We start from the raw sequence: 11,921 nt of genomic DNA, 5'->3' as shown, positions 1-11,921 counted from the left end.
ATTCATTATTCCGCGATAGCTCAATGGTGGAGCACTCGGCTGTTAACCGATAGGTTGAAGGTTCAAGTCCTTTTCGCGGAGCCATAGCTCTCAGCTTATGCTGAGAGCTTTTTAATATGATAAATATGATAGAGCGGAAACCAAAAACCTCTTAGGAAGAACCTAAGAGGCTTTTGGTTTTTATAGGATATCGTTGGGAGAATCGTCAATCAGATAGGATGACAGGACAAGCATCAGAGCTTCATTGATTTTTCGGATATCAAGCCCTGTAATCTGCTGGATCTTTCCTATTCTGTAAGTTAAAGTGTTTCTGTGAATGAACAGTTTCTTTGCAGTTCTGCTCATAGAAAGATTCTCTTCGTAGAATCTCATAAGAGTCAGCCTGAGTTCGGGTGAAAGCTGTTTATAAAATGGAACGATCTCATTCATATATCTGTTTCTGATGTCATCTGTGAGACCGTCAGCAAGAGAAAGCAGGGCCAGATCTTCTGATGTTGCGATTCGATAATCTCTCCGGCTGCGACGAATCAGATCATGATTTGAGAGAAGGATCCGTGTCTTCTCTTCCAGGCGCAGATTCCTCCCGTTTCTCATATAGAGCACAGTGGATGAATTGAAGAAGTTCTCCAGAAAAGCGGTATTCAGTGCTTCTGCCACCGCTTCTGTTTCGGCTGCATCTATGAGAACAAGAAGGCTTTCCTGCAGTTCAATGATTACCGTTTCTTTGCCGAAATATTCTTTCAGAAAAAGAAATGCTTCCTGCATTTCTGCAGTTCCCACGAGAATAGGAGAATAAGCATCATACTTATTCTCTGATTCTCCTGATAAAGCATTTCTGATCGTATCCATATTCATGGCATGTAATGCATCTTTTTCATTCGTATTTTCGGGATTCATCATAACTGACTCCTTAAAATAGTGAGAGTTCTGTCTCCTTATCAAATACATGAATTTTATCGCTTCTGAAAGCAAGATTTACAGTATCGCCAGGTCTGATTTTTGTATTACCATTAACTCTTACAGTAATTTCATCCTGATTCTTTCTGAAATACAGATAAGATTCAGCGCCCATGATTTCTGTCACTTCTGCTTTAGCACTGAAAGTCGGTGTACCGAATTTTTCAATGAATTCTTCTTCATAGCTGATATGCTCCGGTCTCACACCGAATATGACCTGTTTATTCACAAGGTTTTTATCCAGAAGGATCTTTCCTTTTTCGCTGGAGAGTGGAATGAGCGTTTCATCATATTCCAGATAGATATTTCCGTTCTGGGAAACTACCTGAGCTTCCAGGAAATTGATCTGTGGTGATCCGATGAATCCGGCTACAAATACATTGGCTGGATGATCATATATTTCCTGAGGTGCATCCACCTGCTGAATAATTCCGTCTTTCATGACGACAATTCTTGTTCCCATGGTCATGGCTTCAGTCTGGTCATGGGTGACATAGATGAAGGTTGTTTCCAGACGGCTATGCAGCTTTGATATTTCTGTTCTCATCTGTACTCTTAACTTCGCATCAAGATTCGAAAGCGGCTCATCCATAAGGAATACATTGGGATCTCTTACTATGGCTCTTCCTAAGGCAACTCTTTGTCTCTGCCCTCCAGATAAAGCTTTCGGCTTTCTTTTCAGCAGATGTTCAATATCCAGAATTCTTGCCGCTTCAGTCACTTTTTCATCGATCTCAGACTTTGAGATTTTTCTCAGCTTCAGACCAAAAGCCATATTGTCATAAACCGTCATATGGGGATAGAGCGCATAATTCTGGAAAACCATGGCAATATCTCTGTCTTTGGGGTCCACATCATTGATGATCCGATCACCTATCTTTATTGTACCCTCACTTATTTCCTCAAGTCCAGCAATCATTCGTAAAGTTGTGGATTTTCCGCATCCAGATGGCCCTACAAAAATGACGAACTCCTTATCCTCTATCTTAAGATTGAAATCTTTTACTGCGTCTACATTTCCTGAATATCTTTTCCATACATTCTGTAATTCTACACTTGCCAAAATACTTCAGCTCCTTTCATTTGTTTCCATGGTAATTCATAACCGATCTGAAATCTATTGACAGAATGCACAATTCTTACTGGATATTGATTATAAGATTTCTCTTTCACCATAAAAAGTTCATTTTTATAAAACTTCTTCGCATTTGATTTGCATGTGGATAATGATATCATGAGAGTAGAGTGGAAATAAACTATAAATACAGGAGGAAAGTCAAGATGATAAAACTGAAAGTGGATTCGAAAGAAAGAACGGATATGATTGAAATCACTGACGAGGTAAAAAGACTGGTGAAGGAAAGTGGGGTAGCGTCAGGTATATGCCTGCTCTTTGTTCCTCATACAACAGGGGCTGTAACCATAACGGAATATCAGGATCCCAATGTCATGGTGGACATGCTTGCAACCATGAACAACCTGATCCCCTTTGAGAACGACTATAAGCATGAAGAAGGAAATTCTGCAGCCCATATTAAATCCAGTTTGTTCAATTTTTCACTGGAAATGATCATTGACGAGGGAGAACTTGTCATTGGCGGTTACCAGGGCATTTACTTCTGTGAATTTGATGGACCACGAAACAGAAACGTATTCGTGAAGATTATGGAAGGATAGGGAAGAGAATGAATAAATTTGAGTTTATGACATCGGATCGGATTATTTTTGAAAGAGACGGACTGGCCCGGATCGGTGCGCTTTCAAAACCCTTCGGGAAGAAAGCCCTCATCGTGACAGGAAGCAGAGGAGAAGTCGCAGAGAAGATCAGAGGCTATCTGGAGGAAGAGGGTGTGAAGTCCGCTCACTTCAAAGTGACAGATGAACCAAGCCTTGATACCACAAAAGTAGGACTGGATCTGGCAAGAGATGAAAAGTGCGACATGGTCATCGCCTGTGGAGGCGGAAGCGTCATCGACAGCGGAAAAATCATCGCCGCCATGCTGGAGAATGAAGGTGACATCTTATCCTATCTGGAAGTCATCGGAGAAGGAAAGGCCCTTTCCAATCCATCTGCACCTTGCATCGCCATACCAACCACCTCAGGAACAGGCGCAGAAGTCACAAAGAATGCAGTCATCAGCTCTTCAGAGCACAAGGTGAAGGTAAGCCTTCGAAGCTCCTATATGGTTCCTGAGCTGGTGCTGCTTGATCCGCTTCTCACGGTCTCCATGCCGAAGGGCGTTACAGCAAGCACAGGTCTTGACGCTCTGACACAGGTCATCGAGCCTTTTGTCTCCCATCTGGCCAATCCCATGACGGATGCATTCTGCAGAGATGGGATGCGGCTCGCTTCAAGGTCTCTCAGAAAAGCCTACGACCAGGGCGAGAACCTGGAAGCCAGGGAAGAAATGCTTCTGGCAAGTCTTTTCGGTGGAATTGCTCTTGCCAATGCGAAACTTGGGGTAGTCCATGGATTTGCCGGCGTCATTGGCGGCATGTATGGCATCCCTCATGGAATCGTCTGTGCAGGGCTGCTGCCTCATTCCATAGAGACCAACGTGAAGGCGCTGATGGAAAGAGAAAAGGAGAATCCAGCCATTGCCCGATACAAGGAGGCAGCTGAAATTCTGACAGGAAACAGAGACGCTTCCATTGAAGACGGGATGAAATGGGTCATGGACCTGTGTGAACATCTTTCCATACCCAAGTTCAGAGAATTCGGCATGACGGAAGAAGATTTCAGAGAAATCATTGAAAAGTCCATGAGAGCCAGCAGCATGAAAGGGAATCCCATCGTGCTGACCTATGAAGAACTTTCAGATCTTCTGAAAAAGGCATTGTAGGATCTGCATAAGAGATTCTGCATGGATATTATGGTGGAAATAGATTGCTTTCAAAGTTTCAGAGAACATAAAGATAAACAAGAGTATGAGAGGTAGTGTGCAATGAGATTGTTTTTAGAGGTACTGCGAATCCTCCTGATCTTTTTCATATCAGGAAGTTTTTACTCCATGGTTCTGAGCATCGTTTATAAGTCCATGGGTGTTTCTCGATTTGAGTGGTTAGGTGCTGTGGCTGTCCTGGTTATCCTGTTTGTGATTTACAGAAATAGATGGCAGTTTAAAGGATGGTACAAAGGGGAAGAAAAGGCAGTGTTATCTCAGAAGACTACGAGGCTGCTGCTTTCTTTCTAGCCCTCTTACTGATTCTGCCACCACTTATCCATTATTTCATCGCATAATCCCAGGCTATAGTAAGATCAGCTATAGCATAAAATAATCAGACACCAAAAGAGGTTCGTTGGAACCCCTTTTAAATTATCAGTATGCACAGTATTTTTTTATAGAACCTGAAAAGAGAAAGCAAAGTCTGGCCTTGCTTTCTCTTTTTGCTGCTTATTCCAGTCTGCCTTTGGCAGTCTGATATTCAATTTCAATACCTATAATGGAAGTGATTTCTTTCTTGCCTTTGATGTACAGCTGCCCCTGATCTATGAAATCAGGTGCGTACTTCTCTATGATCTCTTCCAGTGCGGCATCTTTTTCACTGCCTTCAATAACCTTTGCTCTGCCAAATAGAACAACGCTTCTGTATCTTGTGGAAAACTGGTTCGGGAGTGTCTCCACATCGGTGACTACAGTGAAGGAGACTTTATCGCAATTGGATATGTTTTCCATTTTCATTCCTGAAGGAGCACAGTGGAAGTAGATTTTTCCGTTATGGTAAATGTAGCTCAGGGGTGTTGCGTAAGGATAGCCATCTACTCCTGTGGTAGCCAGCACTCCATAGAGACCTTCTTTAAGAATCTCTTCAATGTGTTCTTCGGGTAAGGTTCTGTTTTTGCGTCTTGGTTCACGAAACATAGGCATCTCCTTATAAATCAAATTTTATTCTCAAGGCCGATCAGCTGGATGGTAGATCAGCTGCACAACACCAGATGGATAAGTATTCACTTTCTTTAAAAGAAGATTCCTCCTGCTGGTAACGGTGAAAAGCGGTTTTCCCTCTCCCAGAAGTACAGGATGAACGGAGAGTCTGTATTCATCGACGAGATTGTTCTCCATGAAGGTGGTGATGAGATCAGAGCCTCCATAGAGCCAGATGTCCTTTCCCTGCTGCGCTTTAATCTTCTCTACTTCATCCGTCAGATGCTCCGACAACACCGTGAAATCGGGCGTGGACGCAAGGGTTCTTGAAAAAACGTACTTCTCCATGCTGCTGATGCGTGCAAGCATTTCTCTGTCTTCCATGGTGATATCATCATCAGACAGTAATTCTTTCCATAATTCGTAGCTCTTTCGTCCGAAGAAAATTGTATTGACCTGATCCAGAAAACTGTTGAAATCCATCTCCGGTTCCATGATGCACCAGTCGATTTCCCCATGTGTTCCCTCGATGAATCCATCAAGAGTTACAGCCAGATCCAGCAGAATTCTTCTCTTTCCTGACACTTCGTAACACCCCCTTTTTTGTCAGTATATCAGCTGAAGTCCCATAGAGCAATGAAACCTGTCAAGAAACAGAGTACATCTCTTCGGAAGGACAGAAGCATGAATATGCGTTTAGTCTTAATAATATGGAGATATTCTGCATAAATAGTAACGGTTTAGTAAAGTGAACATGTCAATAGTAAAAAAATATGACAATTTATTATCTGGATGTTGATTTATTAAACGATTACAGAGTATAATAGATACGATAACGCACATAATCATCGTTTCTAAATAGAGGAGCGACCAGAAGGTAATGGTAATGATATGAAACCCTTCTTTTACCATGAATAGCTGGCCGCCGAAGGAATGCAGCAAAAGGGTTTTTCTGCAGATCCTGGTGAAAAGGCACAAAGCCTATCACTGTCATGTAGGTATACATGGAGCGCTATTTATGTTTTTAAAACATAAAGGTGCTCTTTTTTGTTGTGCTTTTTTGAAGGATGATGCAGTGGAGGATAAGGGGGAAAGAATAATGGAAGCAATGATCAGGTTAAGAATGAGTGCCCATGATGCGCATTATGGGGGAGGTCTTGTGGATGGAGCCAGAATGCTGATGCTTTTCGGAGACGTGGCTACGGAGCTTCTCATAAGGAGAGATGGGGATGAAGGGCTCTTCAGGGCTTATGAGGAAGTGGAGTTTCTGGCACCTGTCTACGCCGGGGACTATATAGAGGCAGTGGGGAGAATCATCAAGGAAGGAAAGACTTCCAGAAAAATGGAATTTGAAGCGAGAAAAGTCATCGTTCCAAGAGGAGACCTTAGCGAGTCCGCCTGTGATGTGCTGAAGGAACCCATCGTCGTATGCAGGGCAGTGGGAACCTGTGTCGTCCCGCTCGAAAAGCAGAGAGGAGAATCGGAATAATGGAGAAACTCATTATCACCGCAGCCATCTGCGGAGCGGAAGTGACGAAGGAACATAACCCCAATGTACCCTATACTATTGAGGAAATCAGAAACGAGGCGAAAAAGGCTTATGATGCAGGTGCATCCGTCATTCATCTTCACGTCCGTGAAGATGATGGAACGCCGACACAGAGCAAGGAGAGATATGCAGCCTGCATGAAGGAAATCAGAGAAGTGTGCCCGGATGTGATCATTCAGCCCAGTACCGGTGGTGCTGTAGGCATGAGTGCAGACGAGAGGCTTCAGCCGCTGGAGCTTTCGCCTGAGATGGCGACCCTTGACTGTGGAACCCTGAATTTCGGAGGGGATGAGATCTTCGTCAATACGGAAAACATGATCATCGAATTCGCAAAAAGAATGAAAGATCGAAGCATCAAGCCGGAATGTGAAGTCTTTGATAAAAGCATGATCGATATGGCCGTGAGACTCATGAAAAAAGGTCACATCGAATCACCCATGCATTTCAATCTGGTCATGGGGGTCAATGGCGGGATCTCAGGAGAACCAAGAGACCTCATCTATCTTTCCGAATCGCTCCCTGAGGGAAGCACCTTCACGGTTTCGGGCATCGGCAGAGTGCAGCTTCCGCTGAGCACCATGGCGATTCTTCTGGGAGGCCATGTGAGAGTGGGATTTGAAGATAATATTTATCTAAAGAAAGGCCAGCTGGCGGAGTCCAATGCAGACTTTGTGAAAAGAGTGGTGGAGCTTTCAGGCATTCTTGGAAGAGAAGTGGCTACACCTCATGAAGCAAGACAGATACTGGGCATCAGTAAATAACTACCATTTGGAGGAAGTGACGATGAAGAAAACAGGATGCAGATATGGCACCCATCGGGTCATAAGCCCGGAAGGAGTTCTGCCACAGGCGGCACTTAAAATTGATAATGATATGGACATCTATGACAATGAGATTCTGGTGGATGTCATTGCGCTGAATATCGATTCTGCAAGTTTCACGCAGATCGAAGAAGAAGCGGGACATGATACGGAGAAAATCGGCAGAAAGATCATGGAAATCGTAGAGGATCGAGGGAAGATGCAGAACCCCGTCACCGGTTCCGGTGGCATGCTCATCGGCGTCGTAGAAGAGATCGGGGATGCGCTGAAAGATAAGATCGATCTTAAGGCAGGAGACAGGATTGCCACACTGGTATCACTGTCCCTGACACCGCTTAAGATCGAGAAGATAAAGGACATCAAAAAAGACATCGACCGTGTGGAAGTGGAAGCGAAAGCCATTCTCTTTGAATCAGGAATCTATGCGAAGCTCCCGAAGGACATGAATGAGAATCTGGCACTTGCAGCACTGGATGTGGCAGGAGCACCTGCCCAGGTGGCGAAAATGGTGAAGCCTGGAGACAGTGTTCTGATTCTGGGAGCAACTGGGAAATCAGGGATGATGTGTGCCTATGAGGCCATGAAGAGAGTAGGACCCACAGGAAATGTAGTGGCAACGGACCTTCGAGAGGAAGCGTTGGAGCTGCTTCTTAAGAACCGATTCTGTCACAAGGCCTTCTCAGGAGATGCGAGAAAACCAGTGGAGGTCATGAACAGGGCACTGGAGATGAATGGAGGAAGAGAATATGACATTGCCATCAATGTGGTGAATGTGCAGAACACGGAAATGAGCACCATTCTGCCCGTAAGAGACGGAGGAATCGTCTATTTCTTCTCCATGGCCACCAGCTTCACCAAGGCTGCGTTAGGGGCAGAAGGGGTAGGGAAAGATGTGACGATGATAGTAGGAAACGGCTACACCAAAGGTCATGCTGAAATCACTCTGGAGGAGCTGAGAGAGTCAGAAGCCCTGAGAAAAATTTTTGAAGAACTCTATGTATAGAAAGGAAGTATGTGATGAACAGATTTGCAGAGAATAACAGGAAAGAAATGTTTCCGGATGTGCCAGATGAGAAATGGAACAGCTGGCTGTGGCAGGTACAGAATCGAATTGAAACAGTAGAGGATCTTAAGAAATATCTCCCTCTCACAATAGAAGAAGAAGCAGGAGCAAGGAAAGCCACGAAATCCCTTAGAATGGCGATTACGCCATACTACCTGACACTTATGGATAAGGAGAACCACAGGGATCCGGTAAGACTTCAGGCAGTTCCTTCCGCCATGGAGATCATGACGTCCAATGCGGATCTCATGGATCCCCTGCATGAAGATGAAGATTCTCCGGTGCCTGGTCTTACTCACAGATATCCGGATCGTGTGCTGCTTCTCATTACAGATCAGTGCTCCATGTACTGCAGACACTGTACGAGAAGACGCTTTGCCGGACAGACAGACAGTCCCATGAGCAACGACAGAATCGATAAGGCCATCGACTATATCAGAAATACACCAGGCATCCGTGATGTGCTTCTTTCGGGCGGAGATGCTCTGCTCATGAGTGATGCAAGACTGGAAGCCATCATCAGGAAGCTGCGTGCCATTCCTCATGTGGAGATCATAAGAATCGGCAGTAGAGTGCCTGTGGTCATGCCTCAGAGAATCACCGAGGATCTTGTGAATATGCTGAAGAAGTATCATCCCATCTGGGTGAACACCCACTTCAACCATCCTTCGGAAATCACCGAAGAATCCAAAGCCGCCTGCGAAAGAATGGCCAATGCCGGAATTCCTCTTGGGAACCAGTCTGTTCTTCTCAAGGGAATCAATGACTGTGTCCATGTGATGAAGGAGCTTGTCCATGGCCTTGTGAGAATCAGAGTAAGACCTTATTACATCTATCAGTGCGATCTTTCCATGGGGCTGGAACACTTCAGAACTCCCGTATCCAAGGGGATCGAAATCATTGAAGGGCTTCGTGGACATACGTCAGGATTCAGTGTACCGACCTTTGTGGTGGATGCACCAGGCGGTGGCGGAAAGATTCCTGTCATGCCGAACTATGTGATCAGTCAGGGCACTCATAAGGTCATTCTCAGAAATTTTGAAGGGGTCATCACTACCTATACGGAACCGGACTCCTATGAAGAAACCTGTCAGTGTGAAGTATGCCAGGGAAAGAGAAAAGTGGAGAATATAGGCATATCCTCCCTTCTTGAGGGCGATGCCATCAACATCGGAAATTCCGAAGTACTCCGCAAGGCCAGATCGTAAATGAAAGGGCTGTTTCGTTTATCTTCTCTGGCCATTATGGGGATGGGAAAGAATACGGGGAAAACATCTTTTCTGAATCTCATCATCGAAGAAGCCCGGGTGCATCACAAAGAGAAGGTGCTGGCTCTGACTTCCATCGGACGGGATGGGGAAGAAAGAGACCTGGTCACAAAAGGAGACAAGCCGAAAATCTATATCAGCGAAGGAACACTTATAGCAACTTCGGAGGAGCTCTTATCCAGGTGTGATGTGACAAAGGAAATCATGGAGAGTACCCGCATATTCAGTGCACTGGGAAGAATCATCATCTTTCGTGCTCTCTCTGACGGATTTGTGGAAATAGCCGGGCCTTCAAGGAGCAGCGATCTTCTTGAAATAGAGAAGAGCATGAGAAGGATTGAAGAGCACTGTCTGTTCATCGTGGATGGTGCATTGTCCCGCATGTCTTTTTCCACGCGAACCGAAGGAGCGGTGCTCTGCACTGGCGTGAGTGTCAGTCAGAGTCAGGATAAGATTCTGGAGAAAACGAGAAATGCTTTGAAATCTCTGACCCTTCCTGTAACGAAGCATTCGCTTCCGAAGGAAGCTGGAAGAGCCTTTGTGAAAAACGGAAACTGGGAGAGAGTGCAGGGGGAGCTGGCGCTTTCTCTGGGGAAGGAGATACGTAAAGTGCTTTCGAATGATACGGAAGCCATCTACATAAAAGGAGCAGCTACAGATCAGCTGTTCACAGAGCTTCTGGCGGATGAGCATTTCAGAAACCGGGATTTCATACTTGCAGATGGAACAAGCTTACTGATCAGTCCTGAAATGATGAGCAGGCTTTCTAGAAGAAAGATTTCTCTGCAGGTGGTGGAGGAGATCAGAGTGGAAGAAATCATCGTCAATCCCTACGATCAGGGCGGTTTTGAAGTGGATATTGAAAAACTCATAGGAAGGATTCAGAAGGAAACGGAGATTCCGGTGAAGAGTCTTCGTGTATGGAAGGAGGGAAAATGATGCATTTCAGCAGGAAAGAGAAGCAGGACATGGGCCTGAAATTCGTCATGGACCTGATCAGGACCGGAAGCCCTTACGGAAAAGAACATAAGAGCAAACTGTCCTTTTATGGAAAGGACAAGGAAGAAGCCCTTCAAAGAGAGCTTGAAAGAACCAGAGATCTGAGAGACAGACTGCCTTCCCTCAGAGAATCGGCGGAGGAGCTCTTTCTCCTTCTGCATGAGCTTAGGGATATCCGAAACACCGTTTTGGCGGTAGAGGAAGGACTGGTACTGAGCGAGCTGGATCTCTTTGAGATCAAGTATTTTCTGAAAAGAATGCACAGGATTGAAGAAATCCGATCTTTCCTCCTCAGTCAGGAGCTGAAGCTGGAGAGGCTGGATGTGATTGCAGATCTGCTTGATCCAGCTGGAACAGGGTTAAACACATTCTACATCTATGACGAGTATGATGAGGAGTTAAGGGTCATCAGACGGGATAAGAAAGAGATTGAGAAAATGATCCGTTCCCTCAGAACTCCGGAAGAGAAAAATGAGCTGCTTGTCATGAGAAGAAAAATCGTGGCAAAAGAAGAAGTGAGAGAGTATGAAGTGAGAAGAGAGCTTTCGGATCAGCTGAAGCCCTATGCGCGGATACTGCTGCGCAATATGGATATCATCGGGGAGCTGGACTTTCTTCTGGCAAAAGCGGTGCTTTCTGAAAAGTTCGTTACCACCCTGCCTGTAGTAGGTGACTTGCCTTCCATCCATATGGTGGAAGGATATCATCCTTATTTCGCGGAACTTCTCAAAGGAAGAGGCCGGGAGTTTGTCCCCGTCTCACTGGAAGTGAGAAGAGGAAGTACGGTGATCACCGGTGCCAATATGGGGGGCAAGAGCATCAGTCTGAAGACCCTGTTTCTCAATGTGGTGCTGGTCCAGCTGGGTATTCTGCCCTTTGCAAGTAAAATGGAGACTCCGGTTCTTGGCAGCATGCATCTTCTTTCCGTGGATCGGGAGAATCCCGACCAGGGACTATCCTCCTTTGGGGGAGAAGTGGTGAAGATCACAGAAGTCATGGAAGGAATGAATGAGATGCCCTCATTACTGGTTCTGGATGAACCGGCCAGGGGCACCAATCCTGTGGAAGGCATGGCCATAGTAGGCGGACTGCTTAACTTTTTCAGAGACCGGCAGCATTTTCTTCTCGTCGCCACCCATTACGACATCAAGAGCCTCACGGGGATTCACAGGTATCAGGTGCGAGGTCTTAGAGAGGTTAATCTGGATGATCATATCAGTCAGGAAAAGGAAGACCGCCAGAAACAGGTTGCCTATCTGTCGGACCTCATGGACTATACACTGGAAAAATGGGATGGAACGCCTATTGTGGGAGATGCAGTGAAAATAGGCGAATTTCTGGGGTTCCAGGAAGACCTCACTGCTGAAATAAAGAAATTACTGGAATAAGGGGAAAACA

Annotated in this window: 13 protein-coding genes, 1 tRNA gene and 1 riboswitch; of the genes, 10 read left to right on the top strand and 4 right to left on the bottom strand. The window is 45.4% G+C overall.

Translation table 11 applies throughout. The annotated features are described in order from the left end of the window. The first annotated feature begins 9 nt into the window (after positions 1-9). Positions 10-84: transfer RNA gene (locus tag ACHAL6_RS13560), tRNA-Asn, on the top strand. Between the two features lie 96 nt (positions 85-180). Here the strand turns inward: ACHAL6_RS13560 and ACHAL6_RS13555 are convergent. Both ACHAL6_RS13555 and ACHAL6_RS13550 read right to left on the bottom strand, forming a co-directional pair. Further along, complete coding sequence (locus tag ACHAL6_RS13555) at positions 181-900, bottom strand: PucR family transcriptional regulator (RefSeq protein ID WP_395271202.1); 720 nt, start codon at positions 898-900, stop codon at positions 181-183. Between the two features lie 10 nt (positions 901-910). Then, on the bottom strand, positions 911-2,020 hold the full coding sequence (locus ACHAL6_RS13550) for an ABC transporter ATP-binding protein (RefSeq protein ID WP_395271201.1): 1,110 nt from the start codon (positions 2,018-2,020) through the stop codon (positions 911-913). A 218-nt stretch (positions 2,021-2,238) separates the two neighbouring features. On the opposite strand from ACHAL6_RS13550, the gene ACHAL6_RS13545 reads away from it, so the two are divergent. The 3 genes from ACHAL6_RS13545 (at position 2,239) to ACHAL6_RS13535 (ending at position 4,151) form a co-directional block, all read left to right on the top strand. Beyond that, the gene (locus ACHAL6_RS13545; RefSeq protein ID WP_395271200.1) at positions 2,239-2,634 is read left to right on the top strand and encodes a secondary thiamine-phosphate synthase enzyme YjbQ; all 396 of its coding nucleotides are present in this window, start codon (positions 2,239-2,241) and stop codon (positions 2,632-2,634) included. Between the two features lie 8 nt (positions 2,635-2,642). Then, entirely contained in the window at positions 2,643-3,800 is a 1,158-nt protein-coding gene (locus ACHAL6_RS13540) for an iron-containing alcohol dehydrogenase (RefSeq protein ID WP_395271199.1), read from the top strand. A 102-nt stretch (positions 3,801-3,902) separates the two neighbouring features. Then, entirely contained in the window at positions 3,903-4,151 is a 249-nt protein-coding gene (locus ACHAL6_RS13535; protein WP_395271198.1) for a hypothetical protein, read from the top strand. Between the two features lie 201 nt (positions 4,152-4,352). Here ACHAL6_RS13535 and ACHAL6_RS13530 read toward each other — a convergent pair whose 3' ends face one another. Together ACHAL6_RS13530 and ACHAL6_RS13525 are read right to left on the bottom strand one after the other, a co-directional pair. Further along, a complete protein-coding gene (locus ACHAL6_RS13530; RefSeq protein WP_395271197.1) occupies positions 4,353-4,820 on the bottom strand; it encodes a pyridoxamine 5'-phosphate oxidase family protein in 468 nt (155 codons plus the stop codon). A gap of 30 nt (positions 4,821-4,850) precedes the next feature. Continuing rightward, positions 4,851-5,408 (bottom strand): dihydrofolate reductase family protein, encoded by a 558-nt coding sequence (locus tag ACHAL6_RS13525; protein WP_395271196.1) that lies wholly within the window; start codon positions 5,406-5,408, stop codon positions 4,851-4,853. A 266-nt stretch (positions 5,409-5,674) separates the two neighbouring features. Continuing rightward, positions 5,675-5,846, top strand: a riboswitch (Lysine riboswitch). 76 nt (positions 5,847-5,922) lie between these two features. Between ACHAL6_RS13525 and ACHAL6_RS13520 the strand changes: the two genes are divergently transcribed. From ACHAL6_RS13520 to ACHAL6_RS13495, 6 genes are read left to right on the top strand one after another with little or no spacing between them, the layout of a single operon-like run. Further along, complete coding sequence (locus ACHAL6_RS13520; RefSeq protein WP_395271195.1) at positions 5,923-6,312, top strand: hotdog domain-containing protein; 390 nt, start codon at positions 5,923-5,925, stop codon at positions 6,310-6,312. After that, positions 6,312-7,133: a 3-keto-5-aminohexanoate cleavage protein gene (locus ACHAL6_RS13515; RefSeq protein ID WP_395271194.1), complete on the top strand. Its 822-nt coding sequence runs from the start codon at positions 6,312-6,314 to the stop codon at positions 7,131-7,133. Before ACHAL6_RS13520 ends, ACHAL6_RS13515 begins: the two co-directional genes overlap by 1 nt. Before the next feature lie 22 nt (positions 7,134-7,155). Beyond that, entirely contained in the window at positions 7,156-8,196 is a 1,041-nt protein-coding gene (locus ACHAL6_RS13510; RefSeq protein ID WP_395271193.1) for an L-erythro-3,5-diaminohexanoate dehydrogenase, read from the top strand. Between the two features lie 14 nt (positions 8,197-8,210). Continuing rightward, positions 8,211-9,464 carry a lysine 2,3-aminomutase gene (gene ablA, locus ACHAL6_RS13505; RefSeq protein WP_395271192.1) on the top strand — a complete coding sequence of 418 codons (1,254 nt, stop codon included), beginning with the start codon at positions 8,211-8,213 and terminating at the stop codon, positions 9,462-9,464. Positions 9,465-9,506: 42 nt separating this feature from the next. After that, the gene (locus ACHAL6_RS13500; RefSeq protein WP_395271191.1) at positions 9,507-10,463 is read left to right on the top strand and encodes a hypothetical protein; all 957 of its coding nucleotides are present in this window, start codon (positions 9,507-9,509) and stop codon (positions 10,461-10,463) included. Beyond that, positions 10,460-11,911 carry a hypothetical protein gene (locus tag ACHAL6_RS13495; protein ID WP_395271190.1) on the top strand — a complete coding sequence of 484 codons (1,452 nt, stop codon included), beginning with the start codon at positions 10,460-10,462 and terminating at the stop codon, positions 11,909-11,911. Before ACHAL6_RS13500 ends, ACHAL6_RS13495 begins: the two co-directional genes overlap by 4 nt. Positions 11,912-11,921: the final 10 nt, after the last annotated feature.

The organism is Proteiniclasticum sp. C24MP, from assembly GCF_043951855.1.
Taxonomy (GTDB): domain Bacteria; phylum Bacillota; class Clostridia; order Clostridiales; family Clostridiaceae; genus Proteiniclasticum.
The sequence above is the reverse complement of the archived record's forward strand: the minus strand, read 5'-3'. Positions and strand labels throughout refer to the sequence as shown.

Excerpts from the sequence above, each read along its gene's own strand:
- ACHAL6_RS13555 (WP_395271202.1), bottom strand. The coding sequence starts at position 900 with ATGATGAATCCCGAAAATACGAATGAAAAAGATGCATTACATGCCATG.
- ACHAL6_RS13545 (WP_395271200.1), top strand. The coding sequence starts at position 2,239 with ATGATAAAACTGAAAGTGGATTCGAAAGAAAGAACGGATATGATTGAA.
- ACHAL6_RS13540 (WP_395271199.1), top strand. The coding sequence starts at position 2,643 with ATGAATAAATTTGAGTTTATGACATCGGATCGGATTATTTTTGAAAGA.
- ACHAL6_RS13535 (WP_395271198.1), top strand. The coding sequence starts at position 3,903 with ATGAGATTGTTTTTAGAGGTACTGCGAATCCTCCTGATCTTTTTCATA.
- ACHAL6_RS13530 (WP_395271197.1), bottom strand. The coding sequence starts at position 4,820 with ATGTTTCGTGAACCAAGACGCAAAAACAGAACCTTACCCGAAGAACAC.
- ACHAL6_RS13520 (WP_395271195.1), top strand. The coding sequence starts at position 5,923 with ATGGAAGCAATGATCAGGTTAAGAATGAGTGCCCATGATGCGCATTAT.
- ACHAL6_RS13515 (WP_395271194.1), top strand. The coding sequence starts at position 6,312 with ATGGAGAAACTCATTATCACCGCAGCCATCTGCGGAGCGGAAGTGACG.
- ACHAL6_RS13510 (WP_395271193.1), top strand. The coding sequence starts at position 7,156 with ATGAAGAAAACAGGATGCAGATATGGCACCCATCGGGTCATAAGCCCG.
- ablA (WP_395271192.1), top strand. The coding sequence starts at position 8,211 with ATGAACAGATTTGCAGAGAATAACAGGAAAGAAATGTTTCCGGATGTG.
- ACHAL6_RS13500 (WP_395271191.1), top strand. The coding sequence starts at position 9,507 with ATGGGAAAGAATACGGGGAAAACATCTTTTCTGAATCTCATCATCGAA.
- ACHAL6_RS13495 (WP_395271190.1), top strand. The coding sequence starts at position 10,460 with ATGATGCATTTCAGCAGGAAAGAGAAGCAGGACATGGGCCTGAAATTC.